Source organism: Stenotrophomonas sp. Ker107b (assembly GCF_053847245.1).
In genome coordinates this window covers 1538518-1557980 of the sequence record NZ_JBSPHX010000001.1, presented here as the reverse complement: position 1 = coordinate 1557980, position 19463 = coordinate 1538518, and the positions used below count along the sequence as shown (strand labels likewise).

General features: G+C 62.9%; 21 protein-coding genes. 10 read left to right on the top strand and 11 right to left on the bottom strand.

Going from position 1 to position 19463, the window contains the following annotated elements; translation table 11 throughout:
* Positions 1-53: 53 nt before the first annotated feature.
* Complete coding sequence (locus ACWV8V_RS07100) at positions 54-470, bottom strand: hypothetical protein (RefSeq protein ID WP_455899325.1); 417 nt, start codon at positions 468-470, stop codon at positions 54-56.
* Between the two features lie 75 nt (positions 471-545).
* On the bottom strand, positions 546-1787 hold the full coding sequence (locus ACWV8V_RS07095) for an FG-GAP repeat domain-containing protein (protein ID WP_455899324.1): 1242 nt from the start codon (positions 1785-1787) through the stop codon (positions 546-548).
* Positions 1788-2006: 219 nt separating this feature from the next.
* On the opposite strand from ACWV8V_RS07095, the gene ACWV8V_RS07090 reads away from it, so the two are divergent.
* A complete protein-coding gene (locus ACWV8V_RS07090) occupies positions 2007-2384 on the top strand; it encodes a hypothetical protein (RefSeq protein WP_152151297.1) in 378 nt (125 codons plus the stop codon).
* A 109-nt stretch (positions 2385-2493) separates the two neighbouring features.
* On the opposite strand, the gene ACWV8V_RS07085 is transcribed toward ACWV8V_RS07090, so the two are convergent.
* Positions 2494-3234 (bottom strand): hypothetical protein, encoded by a 741-nt coding sequence (locus tag ACWV8V_RS07085; RefSeq protein ID WP_455899323.1) that lies wholly within the window; start codon positions 3232-3234, stop codon positions 2494-2496.
* Positions 3235-4372: 1138 nt separating this feature from the next.
* Between ACWV8V_RS07085 and ACWV8V_RS07080 the strand changes: the two genes are divergently transcribed.
* The 3 genes from ACWV8V_RS07080 to ACWV8V_RS07070 all read left to right on the top strand — a co-directional run bounded on the left by ACWV8V_RS07080 (position 4373) and on the right by ACWV8V_RS07070 (position 7230).
* Entirely contained in the window at positions 4373-4657 is a 285-nt protein-coding gene (locus tag ACWV8V_RS07080; protein WP_455899322.1) for a hypothetical protein, read from the top strand.
* Entirely contained in the window at positions 4650-4841 is a 192-nt protein-coding gene (locus ACWV8V_RS07075; protein WP_455899321.1) for a hypothetical protein, read from the top strand. Before ACWV8V_RS07080 ends, ACWV8V_RS07075 begins: the two co-directional genes overlap by 8 nt.
* A gap of 616 nt (positions 4842-5457) precedes the next feature.
* On the top strand, positions 5458-7230 hold the full coding sequence (locus ACWV8V_RS07070) for a hypothetical protein (RefSeq protein ID WP_455899320.1): 1773 nt from the start codon (positions 5458-5460) through the stop codon (positions 7228-7230).
* A gap of 92 nt (positions 7231-7322) precedes the next feature.
* On the opposite strand, the gene ACWV8V_RS07065 is transcribed toward ACWV8V_RS07070, so the two are convergent.
* Positions 7323-7469 (bottom strand): hypothetical protein, encoded by a 147-nt coding sequence (locus ACWV8V_RS07065; RefSeq protein ID WP_455899319.1) that lies wholly within the window; start codon positions 7467-7469, stop codon positions 7323-7325.
* 156 nt (positions 7470-7625) lie between these two features.
* On the opposite strand from ACWV8V_RS07065, the gene ACWV8V_RS07060 reads away from it, so the two are divergent.
* The gene (locus ACWV8V_RS07060; protein ID WP_455899318.1) at positions 7626-8948 is read left to right on the top strand and encodes a hypothetical protein; all 1323 of its coding nucleotides are present in this window, start codon (positions 7626-7628) and stop codon (positions 8946-8948) included.
* A 29-nt stretch (positions 8949-8977) separates the two neighbouring features.
* Here the strand turns inward: ACWV8V_RS07060 and ACWV8V_RS07055 are convergent, their stop codons facing one another.
* Both ACWV8V_RS07055 and ACWV8V_RS07050 read right to left on the bottom strand, forming a co-directional pair.
* Positions 8978-9367 carry a hypothetical protein gene (locus ACWV8V_RS07055; protein ID WP_455899317.1) on the bottom strand — a complete coding sequence of 130 codons (390 nt, stop codon included), beginning with the start codon at positions 9365-9367 and terminating at the stop codon, positions 8978-8980.
* Positions 9368-9456: 89 nt separating this feature from the next.
* On the bottom strand, positions 9457-9855 hold the full coding sequence (locus ACWV8V_RS07050; protein WP_259259788.1) for a hypothetical protein: 399 nt from the start codon (positions 9853-9855) through the stop codon (positions 9457-9459).
* Positions 9856-9910: 55 nt separating this feature from the next.
* Here ACWV8V_RS07050 and ACWV8V_RS07045 point away from each other — a divergent pair, with 55 nt between their 5' ends.
* Complete coding sequence (locus ACWV8V_RS07045; RefSeq protein ID WP_310443567.1) at positions 9911-10330, top strand: winged helix-turn-helix transcriptional regulator; 420 nt, start codon at positions 9911-9913, stop codon at positions 10328-10330.
* A 16-nt stretch (positions 10331-10346) separates the two neighbouring features.
* On the opposite strand, the gene ACWV8V_RS07040 is transcribed toward ACWV8V_RS07045, so the two are convergent.
* The 4 genes from ACWV8V_RS07040 to ACWV8V_RS07025 form a co-directional block, all read right to left on the bottom strand.
* Positions 10347-11348, bottom strand: coding sequence for an NADP-dependent oxidoreductase (locus ACWV8V_RS07040; protein ID WP_455899316.1), 1002 nt, complete (start codon positions 11346-11348; stop codon positions 10347-10349).
* 63 nt (positions 11349-11411) lie between these two features.
* Complete coding sequence (locus ACWV8V_RS07035) at positions 11412-12275, bottom strand: alpha/beta fold hydrolase (RefSeq protein WP_455899315.1); 864 nt, start codon at positions 12273-12275, stop codon at positions 11412-11414.
* 26 nt (positions 12276-12301) lie between these two features.
* A complete protein-coding gene (locus ACWV8V_RS07030; protein ID WP_455899314.1) occupies positions 12302-13090 on the bottom strand; it encodes an SDR family NAD(P)-dependent oxidoreductase in 789 nt (262 codons plus the stop codon).
* 59 nt (positions 13091-13149) lie between these two features.
* Complete coding sequence (locus tag ACWV8V_RS07025) at positions 13150-14247, bottom strand: alkene reductase (protein ID WP_455899313.1); 1098 nt, start codon at positions 14245-14247, stop codon at positions 13150-13152.
* A 178-nt stretch (positions 14248-14425) separates the two neighbouring features.
* On the opposite strand from ACWV8V_RS07025, the gene ACWV8V_RS07020 reads away from it, so the two are divergent.
* Positions 14426-14998, top strand: coding sequence for a TetR/AcrR family transcriptional regulator (locus ACWV8V_RS07020; RefSeq protein ID WP_259259793.1), 573 nt, complete (start codon positions 14426-14428; stop codon positions 14996-14998).
* A 14-nt stretch (positions 14999-15012) separates the two neighbouring features.
* On the opposite strand, the gene ACWV8V_RS07015 is transcribed toward ACWV8V_RS07020, so the two are convergent.
* A complete protein-coding gene (locus tag ACWV8V_RS07015; RefSeq protein WP_455899312.1) occupies positions 15013-15609 on the bottom strand; it encodes a hypothetical protein in 597 nt (198 codons plus the stop codon).
* 202 nt (positions 15610-15811) lie between these two features.
* On the opposite strand from ACWV8V_RS07015, the gene ACWV8V_RS07010 reads away from it, so the two are divergent.
* The 3 genes from ACWV8V_RS07010 to ACWV8V_RS07000 all read left to right on the top strand — a co-directional run bounded on the left by ACWV8V_RS07010 (position 15812) and on the right by ACWV8V_RS07000 (position 19292).
* The gene (locus ACWV8V_RS07010) at positions 15812-18055 is read left to right on the top strand and encodes a methyl-accepting chemotaxis protein (protein WP_455899311.1); all 2244 of its coding nucleotides are present in this window, start codon (positions 15812-15814) and stop codon (positions 18053-18055) included.
* Between the two features lie 130 nt (positions 18056-18185).
* A complete protein-coding gene (locus ACWV8V_RS07005; protein ID WP_259259796.1) occupies positions 18186-18455 on the top strand; it encodes a hypothetical protein in 270 nt (89 codons plus the stop codon).
* Positions 18456-18611: 156 nt separating this feature from the next.
* Positions 18612-19292, top strand: coding sequence for a hypothetical protein (locus tag ACWV8V_RS07000; protein ID WP_259259797.1), 681 nt, complete (start codon positions 18612-18614; stop codon positions 19290-19292).
* Positions 19293-19463: the final 171 nt, after the last annotated feature.

Here is a 19463-nt window from a genome sequence, read left to right as displayed (position 1 = left end):
CGCTTCGATCCAGCGCCCTGCGTCGTGAGCCGCAGCCCGTGTCCAGCAGTGTCTCAGCCCGGGTAGGACGGGAAGCGCTGATCCGGGTGTGTCTTCTTCCATTCGGTATGGGCGACGGTGCCCTCCCAGGCGAGGAAGGCACCGGGGATGCGCCCGCGGCCGGACCAGGTGGCACCGCTGTGCGGGAGCCAGAAGCGCGGCGGCAGCTCTTCGCGGGGGACTTTCGCTGGCTTGGCGCGTGCAACGGCGCTGGCCGATCCCTCGCTGCCCACCGCTGCCCGGATCCTGCGCTGTTGTTCCGGGCTGAAATCGGCGTAGGAGGAGGTGAGCAGCAGCAGTGCGCGCTCGAACGCCTCCTTCGTGGCGGCCCGCAGCAGTGCGTTTTCATCCATTCCCGATCGCGCGACCGCCGCTGCGACGCTGGCGTTGATCTTTGATGCAGAGGGGGCGGTGGAGGACGTACGGGGCATGGGATTCCAGGGAAGCAGGGATGGACGGAGGGCACGATAGCAAATGCCAGCGTGAAGCCATCGGTTTGCGCAGGCCTACTCGTCGATCCTGCTGCCGGTCAGCAGCAGGCGGGCCTGCGACTGCCACCCGCCAATGAACAGATCGGGCTTGCCATCCCCATCCAGATCACCGCGCGCCATGCTCCAGCTGCGTCCCACGGTGGTGCTGGGGATCACCGCGGCAGTGACGTCGGTGAAGCTGCCCTTGCCATCGTTCTGCCAGGCGCGAACCTGCAGCGGTACGAAGCCTGGCACGTCGATCGCGCTGACCACCAGGTCCGGATGACCATCCTCGTTGAAATCCACCACCGTCCCGCCCCAGCTGGAGAAACGATGCGCGGGCAGACGTGCGGCGGTGTCATCCTTGAAACGGGCCTCGCCTTGATTGATCAGCAGGCGTGTCTGCGGATCCTTGTCCCAGGCCTGGTTGTTGCTGGTGAGGTTGAAGAAGACCAGGTCCAGCCGCCCATCGCCGTTCGCGTCGAACGCATGGACTTCCCGCGTCTCGGTGGGAATCTGCGCTCCCAGGCGATCGGTGGCATCGGTGAAGCGGCCGCTGCCATCGTTGATCAGCAGGCGGTTGATGGGATCCTGGCTGGCAATGGCCATGTCCAGATCGCCATCGCCATCCAGATCGGCCAAGGTAATGCCTTGTGCCTGCACGTTGATCGAGGGCAGGTGGGTGGTAGTGGCATCAACGAAGTAGCCCGGGCGTGCGCGGTCATTGAGCCAGAGGAACGGTTGCGCCACACCGGGTTTGCCCTCCGTCGTGTTGCCCACCACGATGTCGGGCAGGCCATCGCCGTTGACATCGCCGATGGCGACGCCGTTGGCCTGGCTCATCGCAGGAAGGCGCTCGCTGACCCGTACGAATCCCCCCTTTCCGTCACCCAGGAACAGGGTGTGCTGCTCGGTGTCTTCAGCGATGAACAGCACATCGATATGGCCGTCACCATCAACATCGGCCACGCGTACATGCTCGTTGTCGCCGGTGATCGCGCCGAACGCATCGGGCGCATGTGTGAGCTTGCCGGCGCCATCATTGAGATAGAGCCGGTTGGCGCCATTCTCCACCGCCACCGCGACATCCAGATCGCCATCGCCATCGGCATCCAGCAACGCCGCATCCAGTGCATGGAGGTCCGCGTCGGTGGGAACATGGGTGGCGGTGACGTCGGTAAAAACGGTGCGCGACGGTTGCGAAGGCGCAGCGCACGCCGTGACGGAGACGCCTGAAAGAGAGGCGGCGAGGACAATGGCGGGGATCGGTGAGTGCATGCGGCTCGGGCTCCGAAGCGGTCGTTGAGTGCGTCCGTTGCGAGGGACACGCGTGCCACTGTAGAGGCGCAGGCGTCGGCTTGGCGCGAGGGCATGGCCCCGCCAAGCTGTACTTTCGCCAAACTGAACAGGGGGCGGTTCATCCGCAGGTACGCAATGTTCCGGCAATCTTCGGCCACCAGATTCGATTCCACACCGATACGTTTGGAGGATCCAACGATGCTCACCTCAACCGCTTTCAGCTTCCGTGGTCTGGCCATGGCACTGGCTCTGACCGCTGGCGTCATCGCCGCGGGCGATGCCTCCGCGCTGTCGCGCAAGGACAAGAACACACTGGTGGGTGCCGTCGTGGGTGGCGTCGCGGGGCACGTGCTGTCCAACGGCGACCCGATGATGACCGCAGGCGGTGCAGTGGCCGGCGGCGCGATCGGCAATGTGACTACCAAGGATCGCCGCGACAACCGCGACTATCGCTATGACCGTGATCGCCGTTATGACCGCGACCATCGTTACGAGCGCACCAGCCGCCACGATCGTCGTCACGACCAGCGCCGTTGGGACCATGACCGCCGCAACCACAACCGTGGCTGGCGCTGATCGGGTAAGAACGGAATCCTGCCGCGGCCACCGACTCGGATGCATGCCCCCGTTCCGTATTAAAGCGCGCGATTATTCCACCGCAGTGATGCGGTGAGTGGCATGACCGTCATTCGCCGCGCGTTGCCTCAAAGCGGTAGGGATTGCCCTGATCGGCAAAGCGCAGCACATAGCGCGCAATGCGTGTCTTGCCGTCGGACAACACATAGTCCACCTGCAGGCCGGTCCGAGGGTGTTCCTGTTCAGCGCCGAGGTAGGTGTTGCTCGGATAGCTGAAGCCGTCATGGGGCGCTTCCCGTACGGCTGCACAGGTGGCAAACAGCGGCGGCAGGGTGTACAGCCGCTCACCATGCAACAACAGCACCGCTGTGTAGCGGACCGCTGTGCCACTGCTGGAGTAGTGCATATCCAGGCAAACCGACGTGCCGCGCTGCCAGGCCGTTACGGCGGTCAGGTTCTCCGGGTCGATCGGCGTCTCGCTGCGCCACGGTGGTGACGCCAGGTTCACGGCGCGGCTCAGGGGCCAGCGCCGCGTCCCCACCATCAACGTTTGGCCATCAAAGGCAACATCGAGGACGCCCTTGGGCGGCGTCATGGGCAGATCGCCGGGCGTGGTCCACAACGGTGGGTCGTACCGGCGCAGCGCCTGGTGCATGGAGGTCACCCAGATGCAGTGCCGGGGTGATTCCGTGCAAGGCATGGCCAGCGACGTTCCCGATTCCGGAAACATGGCACCGCCGAGTGACCGGTAGAAATCGCCAACGTTGGTAAAGAAAACAGGTTCGGCCTGGGCCGCCGCCGGCAGGCATACGCTGAGCAGGACAGCCAACGCACGGGGGAGGGGGGACATTGTGCATTCCATGCGGGTAATGGCATCCAGGTCTTGCACAGTGCAGGCGAACCCGCGGAAGTGAGCGGGCACAGGATGATCAACGAGGCATCGACGATCCGCAAGGCGGGGTGCCGGGGGAGCTTACGATCGCGGGGACCGGCTGGACGCTGGCTTGTTAGCTGCACCCAGCCTCCCTAAGATCCAGCTTCCGTGCCCAAGGACTTCACTCGCTACGCGAGTCGGCTTGATTCCGGAGTTGAATGCGCTTGGAGCAAAAATGCATCGAAAATGTGCAGTTGCCATTTTTCTCGTCGCCGCCGGCTCCGCAGCGGCGGCGACGTCGCCCCTCAGTCCGTCAGATTTCTTTGGCACTTGGCGGTGCGGCCCAACTGTCATGCAGGGACCAGGCTTCACTGTCACGGTTACTGATGAAACCACCAAGCTTCCGGACGGCACCTTCACTGGTCACTCCCGTAGCGTGATCTCCGCTCCAGGGAAGGCTCCTCTCACACTCCAAGATCGCAGTAGCGGCACGTGGGAGCTCGTGGGTGACGTCGTGAGGTCTCGGATCAACCATGTCGAGTTTCTCTCGGCATCAGATCCATCGATCACAAAGGATGCCGGGCAGAGGGCGCAAGACGAGCAGCTAGCCAAGAAGTCCGTCCATGAATCCCGCATCCTTGAGTTCAACGGCACGCACTCGCGCTCCATTCCAGTCAACTCCATGTACAGAGATGCGGCTGTCGAGTCCACCTGTGAGCGGATCTGAGAATTCATTTCGGATTGTCTGCTGGGAACGACCGCTCCTGGCCGAAAGCGGCCTCGATACTCATTTGTCGCGAATTTGGATGAGGGGCTAAGAGGTGGCACTTCGTGCCGCCGCTGCCGCCTTGGTGGAACAGATCAAGCGCGTACCGCCCTGAGCCATTGGAGCCAACTGCTGTTCAGTCAAGTCACGCCATCGAGCAGCGGGACTTTGCAGGGGGTGCGAGCTGAGGCGATCTCGTCAGCAGCAACCTCAATCAAGATCTTCCTCTTGGAAGTGCGGAACCTTTGCGAGTTGAGGCAGAGGCCGAGACTCGGGATTGACGTTGGGACTGTCATCCAGCGGACATGTAGCTGAGGCATAAAGCCTGGCTAAGCTCTTGTGCATGCAATGCACGACAGCTTCGACGCGCAGGGAAATCTCATGAGCACTGCAAGTGCTGCAAGCCAGGCTGGAAAGATCGGCGTTGCAACCCCTTCGCCAGGTAGTGATGCAAAGGAGCTGCTGAACGGGGATTCCCCGGACGCAACCATGCTTATTGCATCGGGAGCCGTAGGTGGCTTGTCGTCTTCCAGAGGGTCTCAGGCGTCCGACCGGCAGGGAGTGGACATCAGCGCTGGTTTGGTCGGCGAGCGGATAGAGCGCTGGCTCAACGAGAGGACGAAAGATGAGTAAGGGCGACATCATCAGGATCGAAATGCTATTGATGATCTGGCCTCTGTTTCCTGTCGTGATGTATTTGATCGCGGATGGGGTTGGAACCGCCTTTATCGTCTATATCTGTTGCGTTGCGGTGCCGCAGCCTTTCCTGCTCGTTCCCTACTTCATGGAAAAGCGGAGGCGGCGGCGCCGCTTCTGAACTCTCAGAGATTTTCACTTGTGGCCTCTGCCAGTTGAGTGGCAACCCGCAACCTGCAACCGCCGACCGCAAATGTTAGATGCACAAAGTCATGGGGGGATGAGCGATCTAAACATTTGACGCCCCACGTCCTGATCTGCGGCGATTCGAGTTGGAGGCGGCGTTCACTTCTCCAGGTCGAGTTCCCCATAGGCAGTTCGGCTCATCTCAATCCACAATGGCGCGCCTGGATGATGCAAGAGCTGGCGAGACCCCGAGCGGCCCAGCTTGTGAGTTCAGACAGCCGCCAAGCTCTTCGAGCCTTGATGAAGAGTCCGCTGTTGGCCGAGAGCGGACATTGTCGGTGCAGGGGATTGGGCATGTTTATCTTGGGTAGGGGTGGCGCAGCTTCCGAGGAGAAGGCTTGGCTCTATGAGGCGTCCTTACTCTTGTCTTTCAGTCCGGAGCTTGGCGGGCTTGGCGGCTGGACCCGCTGGCGCTAGGATCGAGCCACGCTGAAGCTGGTGAACAGGACTGGGGGCGCTGACGAAGATGCCAACTGAGAAGGACGGGGCCAGAAGTACCGACGCCGGTTAGAGAATTTGCTCAACAGCACAGTAATGACTTGGAGGTCTACATGGAAGAATCAGGCAAAGATTGGAGCTGGTCGCCGAGGGGGCTCTTGTTCTGGAGCGTGACGATTGCGATGGCAGTGGGCATCCTCTCACTGCTCTTCGTCAATTTTCCTGTTCGGTTGGGTCTCGGAGTTTCCGAGGAAGTCCGCGCAGCCTATTGGGGGGCCGCCATTGGTGCTGGCATAGGGTTAGCTGGTGCATTGGTGGCCATTGTCCTTGCGCGTCGCTCGCAGGAAACATCCCAAGAGGTCCTGAGCCTAGAGCAACGCTCAGAGCGAAGAGAATTGGATGCAATGGTAAGAGTGGAGGCTCTAAGTAGTGCAGAGACGCTGCGATTGCTTGGCGAAGCCGTCGTGACATTCATAGCTTCCTGGGCGCCCGTCGAAAAGGATGTCAAGCCTGAGATCGTGCGAAACTGGCTCCTGGGAGCGACATCACCGAATCAGAACTTAAACTTGGGACGGCTGACATCGGGCTTCGTACCAACGCCAACGGATGGCGAGCTCACCTTGAGTGCGACCGCAAGGCTGGTAGATGCTATCGATAATCTTCTTAAGTCTCCCGTTGCATTGTCGGCCGCAGGTCATTGGCGTGGCAAGAATGGCCTGGCTAGAACCAACCACTCGGTGCGTGACCAGCTGCTCCAGTCCCGAGCATATCTCGCAAACAATCTCCGAGCTTTTCCGAAGCATGAAATGCTTGCGATCTCGTCCTTGGTAAGTGATGTCCTCGCCGAAAAAACAAGGGAACTTCACTTCGATACGGGCGTGAGCGAAGCGGTTCTCGAACAACGGGTACAGATGTCAAGCCTCGCAGCTTTCGTTGGAACACTCATGGCGCGAGATCTTCACGAAGGCCACATCAACCCGGTTGGAGTTAAATCACTCTTCGACCTGCTCTCCCTCGTTCCAGATCGTGACTCGTTGACTTATTCGCTGACAGAGCATTTTGGCGATGGCGGCATCAGTTCAGCGAACGCAGGAACACTGAGGGAATCGATCAGTCGAGTGCTCGATGGAGGAGGAATAGCGGACTCTCTGCTCGAACAACATTCCGCCAGCATGGCGATCTGCGCCGAGGTTACTGCCAAATGCGCTCGGACAGGCGTCTCGTTAGTCGATATCCCAATCAATAAGGAGATACTCGAGCAAGTTCTCGCAGGAGCTATTAGGTTGTCGGCTCAAGCCGACAACAAGCTTGCTCTGGCAGATGTTCGACACGACAGAGACCTTGCCATAGAAGCCTTTGCGGATCGATATGAAGCTCGATCACTTATTGCGCGATTCAATGGTGTCGAGGATGTGAAAATTATTCGGCAGTCACTCTGGAATGATATTTGGATCCTTGCAAATAGAGGGGCACGTGATAGGCGACTCGCAGCACGCACCTTTCGCGCCATGTCCAATACAGCATGGCTGCTGTCTCAGCCACTTGCGCAGATTGACGGCATGAAGACAGCAAAGTGTTTGGTGGAGAAGGCGTCTTCCGAGAAGCTGGTGCTGACACAGGACCTGGGCAAGAGCTGGGAAGCCCTCTCTAGAGCTCCCGACGAGGATGCGCTGCTGGCGAGAATAGCTCAGCGCTTCTCACTGGTTCTAGAGGAATCTCCCTTAACTAAGAGGGCATTAGACGAGCTTGTCCTGGACATGGAATGCGAACAGATGGAAGGCTTAGAACGGCCCTTGGAGAACCTCCGGGCACTGCTCGTTGATGTCGCGGTTGCGTTACACCCGTCCCTGCAGCTGGAGCTTCAGGAGGTCCAATGGTGCCGCTAGACTGGCCCGGAAGCGAATGCTGCATCCTGACTAGGGTCCGGGCGCTTTACTAGGATTTCAGGTGGCCGCTTCTGGCCGGAAGCGGACCTTATCTAGTGGCCATACGACCACGTGTCGATGCGGTCTTCCTCGGCCTGACGGCTGGCCAGTGCGAACACCTCCACCGGTCCACTGATATCCAGTGATTGGGCATCCGCATAGGTCAGCATGCAGATCGTGCGAGTAGGGGCCTGCACCATGGCTGGCGGTCCTTCGGAAATGGCCGTGCGGCAACAACCATAATAGCGCCGCGAGGATTAGAATCGGCAGAAACCTGGCATTCAACTGCCCGAAGCAGACCTGTGTCGTGTCGCAGATCATGTCCGGCACCCCACCGTCAAGGAGACGCCCCTTCAATGACAAGGATGTCCATACGCACTCTCCGAGCAGCTGCGATTGCCGTTGCTGGCCAGATTCCGTTTGCGGCTTCGGCTGCGGTGCAGCCGCCGGGGTTGGAAGAAGCACTGCAACGCGTGGCGGCAGTCGCGCAGGCGCCCGCGTCGAAGCAGGCGGCAGAGGCACTGTGGGGAGTGCCGCTGGATGCCCCTGTGGTGCTGCATGACCGGGTTACCGGAACGAGTTGGCGTCGAAACGTCGCCACGGGCGATGTGGAGTCTGTCGTTCTGCGGAAGGATCAGCCGCCTGCGAATACATGCGTTGATATCGACGGGGCCTCCAACGTGCTGTTGATTCTGCCACTGCCTGCGGACAACGACGGACTCGCGACCCTGTTCTGGCATGAACAATGGCACTGCGTGCAGGCCATGTTGGGGCTTTCGGCTTCCGAAGGCGACACAGCGCATCTTGATGGTGAGCTTGGGCGTATCGCGTTGCGGTTGGAGATGCGTGCGTTGGCGAAGGCGCTGTCCGCGACCAATGATCGTGATGCTCGGCCGCATGTCGCCGCAGCGCTGCGATTCCGTGCACTTCGCTCTGCGGGCTCGGCGTCGGGCACCCGGGTGCTGGACGAAGAGGCGAGGGTTGAGCGTAATGAGGGCCTTGCCGAATACACAGGCCGTCGGGTTGCGGCTGCTGCCAATGGGGGGAACATGGTGACGGCGTTGGTCAAGTCTCTGGCTGCAGCAGATGCCTCACCGAGCTTTGTCCGATCGGCGGCGTACGTGACCGGGCCGGCGTACGGGATGTTGCTGGATCGGTGGTCGCCGCACTGGCGCAGCGGGCTGTCGTCCGCGTCTGACCTGCCGGCACTGCTGGCCGAACAGCTGGGCACGCCGCTCAGCGCAACCGGGGCGGAAGGTGCCGGTCGCCGTTATGGGGTGGACGAGGTACGTGCCCAAGAACACGAGCGCGCCAGGATCCGTGAGCAGCGCAGTGCCGGGTATCGAAAGCGGTACCTCGGTGGGGACGCGGTCCGGCTTCCACTGAGTAAACCGTCCGCGTCGTTCGATCCGCGCGCGCTCTTTCCGCTGGACGAGGTGGGTACGGTGTACACACCGCTCACGGTACGTGACCAGTGGGGCGAGCTCACGGCGGAATCGGGTGCGCTGATGTCAAAAGACTGGACACTTGTCACGCTGAGTGGCGGTGAGGTTACCGGTAGTGCCTCCAACTGGACAGGGCCGGGCTGGACCCTTGTTCTCAACGCGGGCTGGTGTCTCGAGAAGGAATCAGATGGCTGGCGTTTGACGAATGTGCAGGGCGGCGATGACTGCCGGTAAATAGGTTTGGGTCGGCACTTGACCACGGCTCAATGCAGTGCCAAGTGCCCATCCGTACTTGGCACCGTCACCCGCCAGGTCCTCGGCGGCATGCGACGTGTCTCCAGGCAAACGAAGACGGTGCCAGCGTCAAGCCGGAGCGACACGCTCGAGTAGCCGTGTGTGAGCGCGTCGGAGACCGCACACTTGATGTCCTGATCGATGAACACCAGCCCCAGTGCGAACACGGTGATCCTGCGCGAAATTTCGTCCGCATATCCAGATGGGCTGACGGCTGCTGCCGATACCCGGCGGACGTGCTGTCCGTTCACTTGATTCATAACGAAGGCAAACAGCGTAGCGGTCTGCGCGTCATCGGCGAGCACGCTCGCAAGGCGGATCAGCGTATCCGCCTCGGATACGCTGATGCTGGTGTGCACGCCGGCACGTGTGCCCTGGATATCGACCTGACATTGATCTGCCTCCAGCGTTGAAGCGGGGCGGGAGAAGGAAGCGCCGGGAGGACGCATCAGTTGATGGCGTACGCGGCAGGTGCATAGGGCGAGGGCATTTCACGCGCCACGTTCTGCGTTGTGAAGGAGACCGCCAGCAGTGCCAATCCCAGGACGGCCGGTATCGCGCCTTTAGGCTTTCCAACGCTCAGCTGCGCCAGGCCGGACAGCAGCAGGTGATAGAGGATGCCGGCGTAGGCAAGATCGCTCAGCGCGAGGTTGAAGCGCGAGAGAATAACCGTGGGTGCCAGTAGCTTGATCAGCACCATGAAGGGCACCAGAAAAGTGGCGGAGAAGCCAAGTTCTGCCTGCGCGCTACGAACGAACGACGCTTTGCCCAGATACAGCAGTGCTGAAGAAACATAGAGCAATGACAGCAGTGCTGTGCTGATCCAGTAGATATAGATTGTGATCAAGAAAATCTCCCTTGCGTCGAGGTGATGTCGGTGCGGGGAGAGAATGTCGATTAAGATGAAACACCACAAGCAGGATGAAATACTCGGGCTTAGTATGGAAAACAATACCAATGAGGGCGGCGGCATGAATATGCATGAGGAGATGCGCCGGGCTTTTTCCCTGCTCTCGGGAAAATGGAAGCTGGAAATCATGTGGCTGCTGAACCAGCGCATCCACCGGTTCGGCGAGTTGCGCAAGGCGATTCCCGGCATCACCCAGCACATGTTGACCGCTCAGCTTCGTGAGCTTGAAGACGATGGACTGGTCTCACGCACCGTCTTTGCCGAAGTGCCGCCTCGCGTGGAGTACGAGATGACGGCCAAGGCGCGGGCGCTCGGGCCGACCATGGAGGCACTCATGGCGTGGTGGCAGGAGCACGGAAGTGGGCTGCCCCATCGGTCCACAACGCGGGGTCGTACCGCAAAGCAGGGATGAGTAGATTGATTGCGACCTACCGCATCTCCACCACCACCTTGCCCTTGGCCCGGCCGGTCTCCACATGGGCCAGGGCGTCTTGGGTCTGCTGGAACGGGAAGACCCGGTCGATGACCGGGCGGATCGCACCAGCCTCCACCAGCGAGGTGATCTCGCCCAACTGCTGGCCGCTGGCCCGCATGAACACGAACGTGTAGGTCACGCCCTTCTGCTCGGCCTTGCTGCGGATGCCATGGCTGAGCAGGCGCATGACCTGCTTGAGCGGCCAAGCCAGCCCGCGCGCAGTGGCAAACGCGGGCGTGGGTGGCCCTGAGATGGAAATGAGATGCCCGCCCGGCTTGAGGATCTGCAGCGAGCGGGTCAGCTCATCCTTGCCGAGGCAGTTGAGCACCACATCGTAGTCACGCAGTTCCGTCGCGAAATCCTGCTGTTTGTAATCGATGACGACGTCTGCGCCGAGATCCTTCACCCACGCGACGTTGGCGGTACTGGTGGTGGTGGCCACGAAGGCGCCCAGATGTTTGGCCAGCTGGATCGCCACCGTTCCGACGCCGCCGGAGCCGGCCTGGATGAAAACCTTCTGCCCGGGTTTGAGCTCGGCGGTTTCGACCAGCGCCTGCCATGCGGTCAGCGCGACCAGGGGCAGCGAGGCGGCCTCCGCCATGGTGAGGTTGCCGGGTTTGAGCGCCACCGAGGCAGCATTGACCGCAATGAACTCGGCGAACGTGCCGATGCGATCATCGTCGGGACGGGCATACACCTCATCGCCGGGTTTGAAATGCTGTACCCCGGCGCCGACACTTACCACCGTGCCAGCCATATCGTTGCCAAGAATCAGCGGCAGGCGATAAGGCAGGATCAGCTTGAACTCCCCGGTGCGGATCTTGGTGTCCAGCGCATTGACGCTGGCCGCGTGCACGCGGATGAGAACATCGTCATCGCGCAGCGGAGGCTGCGGGGCGTCGCCGATGCGGCCGGTCTCCTTTTTGCCATAACGGTCGATGAGGAAGGCTTTCATGGGCGGTGTGTCTCTGGTTGAGGGATGCCGTCGGGCTGCGGGGCAGGGAATGTGGTGGGCGCATCAGTTATCGAGGAACGCTAGCGCGTCCCGTACAAACTCAGCGTGATACTGGAAAATCCCGCCATGACCGGCGTCGTCGTAGAGGACCAGCGTCGCATCGGGAATGCGGTGGGCCAGATCGCCACTGTTGGGCGTGGGGACCATGATGTCGCTGTCCCCATTCGCGATGAGCACCGGGATACGGATGTCGCCCAGGTCCTGGGGCGATTGCCTGCCCCACGCCGTGATCGCCTTCAGTTGCCGCAGGAACGCCCCGGGTGAGGCTGGCCTGTCGCGATCATTCGTGCGTTCCTTCAACCGTTGCAGGAACGCGGTGGCCGCCTGTCGGCTGCGGGCGCTGGCGGTGAAGAACAGGTAGTACTTGGGATCGCGCCGCGTCAGCAGGCCCTTGAGGATCAAGGGCCAGGACACGCGGCCCACCCGGTCGATACCGCGGCCACCCGCTGGCCCGGTACCGGTCAGGATGAGCCGACGCACCAGGTCAGGCGCATCCAGCACCACCTGCTGCGCAACGAAGCCGCCGAGCGAGAAGCCGAGCAGATCGATGCGGCCCAAGCCCATCGCGCGAATCAGCGCGATCGTGTCCTGCGCCATTTCCGCGACGGTTACCGGTGCTTTGCCACCTGATCCTCCAATGCCACGGTAGTCGATGGCGATGACGCGATGCCTGCTTGCCAGGCCATCCACGATGCGCGGGTCGAAGTTGTCCAGCACCGCGCCCCAGTGATTAAGCAGGAGCAGCGGTATGCCGTGCCGCGGCCCCAGTTCGCGGTATGCGAACGGGGTGCCATCGACCTCCAGCAAGCGGGTCGGTGCATTCTCGAACGAATGTCTGGAGTCGGGGGGCGTGCTGGAAAGCGTCATGGTCGCGTACCTGTGGGGTCAGGGCTTCACTCGGTGGGGCGATAGCGTTCCGCGGCCTGCGCCTGCCGGATGTCCGAGAGCAGGCCCTGACGCGATGCGTCCAGCGTGTCCCAGCGTTCGGCCACATGCAGTGGTGGAATGGTGACGGTCTCGCGGCGATCAAAGCCGACCAGCGCCGCATCAACCAGCTCGCCGACATCCATTACCTCCGACAGCGTGTTGATGTCGATACCGGCCCGCTCCCAGATCTCGGTGCGCGTCGCGGCGGGCAGCACGGCCTGCACATAGACGCCCTTGGGCGTCAGCTCCAGGCTCAGTCCCTGCGACAGGAACAGCACGAAGGCTTTGGTCGCACCGTAGACGGACATGCCGAACTCCGGCGCCAGGCCGACCACCGAGCCGATGTTGACGATCGCGCCTTCGCCGGCGCTGGCCAGCCGTGGTGCAACGGCAGCGGCAAGGCGGGTCAGGGCGATGGTGTTCAGCGTGATCAGTTGTTCGATGCTGTCGGCCGACTGCTCGGTGAAGCCCCCGGATTGGGCGATGCCGGCGTTGTTGATCAGGATGCCGATGCGCGCATCCTCGCGCAGGCGGGTTTCAACGGCGGCCAGGTCGGCGCGCTGGGTGAGGTCGGCCGGAAGTACGTCGATGGCAACGCCGGTGTCGTGGCGCAGGCGCGCGGCCAGTGCGTCCAGCCGCGCCGTGTCGCGCGCGACCAGTACCAGATCGTGGCCGCGGCGCGCGAAACGTTCGGCGTAAACGGTGCCGATGCCGCTGGAGGCGCCGGTGATGAGGACAGCAGGAAGCAGGCTCATGGTGTGTCTCTTGAGATGTAATGGGGGAACGGGGATGCAGCGCGGCGATGGCGACGGAGTTATTGCGCGAGCGTGTCGGTCAGGGCGGGGTAGTCGGTGTAGCCCTCCGCGCCGCCGCCATACAACGTGGCCGGGTTCAGGGCGTTCAAGGGCGCGCCGCTCTTCAGGCGCTCGACCAGATCCGGATTGCTGATGAAGGCACGGCCAAAGGCGAACAGGTCGGCCTTGCCACCGGCCAGATGCGCGTTGGCCAGCGCCAGGTCATAGCCGTTGTTGGCCAGGTAGGTGCCGGTGAAACGGCGGCGCAGGCCGTCGAAGTCGAACGGGGCGACATCGCGCGGGCCACCCGTCGCGCCTTCGACCACATGCAGGTAGACGACGCCCAGCGCGCTGAGCTGATCGACGATGTAGTCGTACTGCGGCTGCGGATCGCTGATGGTCGCGATGGCGTTGGCCGGCGAGACCGGCGAGAGGCGCACGCCGGTGCGATCGGCACCGATCTCGGCTGCCACGGCGGCTGTGACCTCCAGCAGGAGGCGCGCACGGTTTTCGATCGAACCGCCGTAGGCGTCGGTGCGCTGGTTGGCGCCGTCCTTGATGAACTGCTCAAGCAGGTAGCCGTTGGCGCCGTGGATTTCGACACCGTCGAAGCCGGCGGCGATCGCATTGGCGGCGGCCCGGCGGAAGTCGTGGACGATGGCCGGCAGTTCGTCGATCTCCAAGGCACGCGGCTCGGACACATCGACAAAGCCGTTGTGGACGAAGGTCTTGGTCTGCGCCCGGATGGCCGAGGCGGATACCGGCGCGGCGTTGCCGGGCTGCAGATCCACGTGCGAGATGCGGCCCACGTGCCACAGCTGCACGAAGATGCGTCCGCCGCGCGCGTGCACGGCGTCGGTGACCTTGCGCCAGCCATCGATCTGATCCTGCGTGTAGAGGCCGGGCGTGTCCTGGTAGCCCTGGGCCTGCGCCGAGACCTGGGTGGCCTCGGTGATGATCAGGCCGGCCGAGGCGCGCTGGGCGTAGTAGGTGGCGGCGAGCGGACTGGGCACCAGGTCGGCACCGGCGCGGTTGCGCGTCAGCGGGGCCATCACGATGCGGTTGGCCAGGGTCAACGGGCCAAGGGAGTAGGGCTGGAAGAGTGTCGAGGTCGTCATGGTGGGTGCGGGGTCGTGATCGTTGAGAGGTGGCGCGGGCGGGCCGGCAGTGGCGTCGCCCGGGAATGCGGCAATGATGATGACCGTAATCTTAGATGTCAATAGTTTGATGATGGTGGTCATCTATCCGTGGTAAGCTGCGCGCCTAAAGAGGCAGAGCGTCAAGAGACAACCCGTCATGAAAGTCACCAAGGCACAGGCGCAGGCCAACCGGGCGCACATCGTCGAGACCGCCTCCACGCTCTTCAGGGAGCGGGGCTACGACGGCGTGGGGGTGGCAGATCTCATGGCGGCCGCCGGCTTTACTCACGGTGGCTTTTACAAGCACTTCGGGTCCAAGGCCGACCTGATGGCCGAGGCTTCCGCCTGCGGTCTGGCGCAGTCTGCCGATGCCGCGGCAGGCATGGAGCTGGCAGATTTTCTGAGCTATTACATTTCGCGCGAGCACCGGGACAACCCGGGACAGGGCTGCACGATGGCCGCGCTGTGCGCCGACGCCGCGCGGCAGCCAGCATCGGTCAAGGCGGCCTTTGCCGCCGGTATTGATGCGCAGGTGGACCGTCCCGCTCTCGACGATGCTCAGCCAGGCGTGGACGTCAGCCCGGACGGACGTGCGCGCAGGATCGCCTTGATGGCCATGGCCGTAGGCGCGGTGGTGTTGTCCAGGTCCTGCCCGGACGATGCGCCGCTGGCCGATGAGATTCTCGACATTTGCCGCGCGGACGTCCTGGCGCGATTGGCGGCCCGATAATCAAGCCGACGCCATCAACGGCAGCGGTTGAGATCGCGGTTGACGAGGTCGACATTGCCCGGAGCGAGCTGCTGGATGCTGGACATCCAGGCGCCTGGCATTCCCTCTGATGGTTTCCCAAGGATGACCATCGTGCCGCCCGGCTGGCTGACGATGGTCGTCTGCTCCTGGTGCACCGGCACGCTGCGCCGATAGGCGGAGAGCGGCAGCTTCGCATAGCGGGCCTCAAGCAACGCCTGCAATGCCGCGTGCGTGTCCGGCCGGTAGGGGGCCATGAACATCAAGGCGACGGGTTTGCCAGAGTCCTTGAGTGTGGTCAGGCTGGCGGCGGTCATCGGCACGTTGCCGATCCGGCACACACCCTCGTGACTGAGGATCATCGACGAAACTGTCGCCGGGCTGCAGTGATCGTCCATGTTCTCCTGCAACTGGCGTGGCAGTGCGTTGAACGCGGCGATGCTCTTTCCGCCAGCGAGTTCGGCAGCCACGGGGCATTCGGGCAGGGTCGAGTCGACGGCGGTGCCCTTGTCGGCGGCGCCTTCGCTGGCCGCACAAGCGGTGGCAAGAGCACACATCAGTGCCGAGGCCAGTAGAGCGGGGGAGTGCTTCATCCGTGAATCCATCCGGTAGACGAGGTTTTGGGGCGGGCAGAAGAGTAACGCATAGGCCGAGGGGGCGGGTCTGTGGTGGCCGCCACATCGATCCGCCACGATCAGCACAGTGAATACGTATGTTGTTATCGATTAAAGATATTGACATTGCCGCCGAAACTGGAATGAAGGCCGGTCATCGGCGAATTCACAGAGCTCTGCAATGGACTACTTCCGCAACCTCAATGTCGGCGCAAAACTGGCCGCCGGCTTTGGTCTCATCCTTGTCCTTCTGATCGCATCGTCCTCGCTTGCGCTGTACCAGGCCGACAAGATCGGCCGGCAGGTTGATGTGATGGAACAGAACAGCAAGAAAGTGCAGCTGTTGTATGCCCTGCGTCGTGACAATTTCGAGAATGAGCGCAATGTTCGTGACCTGATCCTCAACGGTACCGACAACGGCGAGGCGATCCTCGCCGATATCGCCAGCACGCGTGCCGACTACGCCAAGAGCAGTGAGGCCCTCGATGCCATGCCGCACGATGCGTCGGGCACGGCGGCCAAGCAGGTGATCAAGGACGCACGCGCCGCGGCGCTGCCGATCCACAACCAGATCATCGAACTGGCCAAGGCCAACGAGGATGATGCCGCCAAAAGCCTGCTTTTCGGCGAGGCGCTGCCGTTGATGCAGGCACGGTCCACCAGCCTGCAGAACGCGGTGGAGCTGCAGGTGAAGCGCAATGCCGACGGGGCCGCCGCGATCGATACCGCCATCGCCACGTCGCGGACGCTGATGATCGTTTTCTCGCTGGTGGCGCTGCTCTGCGGCGGCTTGCTGGCCTGGCTGACCGCGCGCAGCCTGACCGGGCCGCTGCGCCGGGCCATGTCGGTCTCCAGTGCGATCGCCGACGGGCGCTTCGATACCCCGATCGGCAGGGCCGGCCGCGACGAAACCGGGCAGCTGCTGTCCAGCATGGACGCCATGGCCCATCGCCTGCGCGCATTCTCTGCGGCGCAGCAGGAGATGGCGCAGCGCCACGATAAGGGCGAGCTCGACTTCCGCATCGACGAGACCGCGTTCCCGGGCGATTTCGGGCGCATCGCCGCCGGCACCAATGCGGTGGTGGGCAGCAACATCGCGCTGACCCGGCGCCTGGTCGATGTGATGCAGCACTACGCGGTTGGCGATCTTCGCGATGACATGGAAGCGCTGCCCGGGGACAAGGCGCGCTTTACCGAGGCGATGGCGGTCACCAAGCGCAACCTGTCGGCCATCAATGCGCAGATCCGCATGCTGGGCTCGGCGGCGGCCGCGGGCGACTTCAGCGTGCGCGGCGACGAAGCCGCGTTCGAACATGAGTTCAAGGCGATGATCGAGCGCTTGAACCTGATGATGCATGTCAGCGACGAGAACCTGCGCAAGCTGTCCGCACTGCTGAAGGCGATCGCTGCCGGTGACCTCACCGCGCGCATGGACGGTGAGTTCCAAGGGGTGTTCGCGCAGATGCGTGACGATGCCAACAGCACCGTCGGCCAGCTGACCACGATCATCGGCAGCATCCAGGTTGCCGCGGGCAGCATCAACACCGCGGCCGTGGAGATCGCCAGCGGCAACAACGATCTCTCCCGGCGGACGGAACAGCAGGCCGCCAATCTGGAGGAGACCGCAGCGTCCATGGAGGAACTGACCTCAACCGTGCGCCAGAACGCCGAGCACGCACGTCAGGCCAATCAGCTGGCCATCAGCGCTGGCGGCGTCGCCTCCGACGGTGGCAAGGTGGTGCTGGATGTGGTGTCCACGATGCGCGAGATCTCAACCTCGTCCAAGCGGATCGGCGACATCATCACGGTCATCGATGGTATTTCGTTCCAGACCAACATCCTGGCGCTGAATGCCGCCGTGGAAGCGGCGCGTGCCGGTGAGCAGGGGCGTGGTTTTGCGGTGGTGGCCAGCGAGGTGCGCACCCTGGCACAGCGCTCGGCGGCGGCGGCCAAGGAAATCAAGGAGCTGATCGAAGACTCTGTGACCAAGGTGACCATCGGCGCGGGCCTGGTCGACAAGGCGGGCGTGACCATGGAGGAAATCGTGACATCGGTGCGGCGCGTGACCGACATCATGGGGGAAATCTCCGCGGCATCGCAGGAGCAGTCTGCCGGCATCGAGCAGGTCAGCCAGACGGTGGTGCAGCTGGACGAAACCACACAGCAGAATGCCGCGCTGGTGGAAGAAGCCACCGCCGCCGCACGCTCGATGGAAGAGCAGGCGACCACCCTTTCCGGTGCCGTCGCGCGCTTCAAGCTGTCTCACTCCAGTTATGCAGAAGCACCGCAGCCGGCGCGTGTGCCGACCGCCGCCAGCGTGACAGCCAAGGCCTCGGCGACCGCTCGTGGACCTGCACTGGCGCCGAAATCCGCGCTTCCGCGGGTGGCCATGGCCGACACCGGCGGCGACTGGCAGGAGTTCTGAGGCACCAGCAGGGGCGGCGCCGACCATCTTCACGCACCCTCTACGTCCTCCAACTGAAGCTGAAAGCCGGTCATGGCTCTGGCGAAAAGGCCGCTATAGTCCGATTTCCCCACACAAAGGAGGGACTGCAATGATTCTGACCAAGCAACATCTGAAAATGGCACGTACGCTCGGCGTGGCGCTTGTCGCCACCGTTGGCCTCAGCGCCTGCGCGACCTACAAAGACGAGTTTGCAACGATCAACTCCCGGCTCGATCAGCTCGACGTAAAGGTGCAGGGTGCTGCACAGAGCGCCGAGTCTGCCAACCAGTCCGCGCAGCAGGCCAACCAGCGTCTGGATCAGATCGAAGGCCGCGTCCAGCAGCTCGAAAGGGCACCCAAGCGCACGCCGCGCGGTTGATTGCGTTTGAACACGCTGTAAGAAACGTCTGAATAGGCGACCGGTGGACGTTGTCGTCCACCGGCTTGCTTCTGTAATGCAGACCTGATTTCGAGGACTATTCCCATCCGTACGCATTCCTATCCTGCATCCCGCGCCGTATGTGGCGCGCTGGCCATGGCGCTGGCGTTGGCCAGCATGGGTGTGGCCCGTGCAGACGATACCGTTGCACCCCCGGTCACCGCTGTGGATGAGCTCCCGGAAGGCCAGGACGTTTCCGCCACCGTGATTGAACTGGCCGGCTGGGTGGTCGCAAGCAAGGATGCCCAAGGCTATCCCTTCGCGATCATGGACAAGGCCGCGGCACAGGTTCTCATCTTCGACGGCGACGGTCGGCTCCGTGGCGCGGCCCCCGGGCTGTTCGGTTCGGCCGCCGGCGACCATACGGCCCCCGGCGTCGCCGGCCTTGCGCTTCGCGAGATTCCCGGGCGGGACCGCACGACGCCCGCCGGTCGCTTTGTGGGCGGTTATGGCCCATCGATCGATGCGGGGCGCGTGCTGTGGGTCGACTACGAGTCCGCCGTCTCCATTCACCCGACCGCGACCGGCGTCCCGGCGGAAAAGCGCGCAGAGCGCCTCGCGTCCCCTTCGCCGGACGACAACCGCGTCACGCACGGCTGCATCAACGTCTCGCCTGCGTTCTACGAGCAGATCGTCCGGTCCACGTTCGAGCGTGGTGGGGTGTTCTACATCCTGCCGGATAAAGAAACGATCGCGCAGACGTTCCCGGAGTTCGCGAAAAGCCGTGAGGCTACGCAGGGCGAGGATGGACGTCGGGAGCGGTCGGCCAGCAAGTGAGGCGGGGCTCGTTGCACAGCGTCGTCAACCCAGGGGCTGTCACGGTCCGCGCGTGAGGCGCCGACCGTGATCGTCAGCTCGGCAGCGAGATCGCTCGTTCGCCATGCACGCTCCGTCGAGCACGTGTACCTGATGGATCCGTATCTTACGCGTCAGGAATCGGGCCTGATC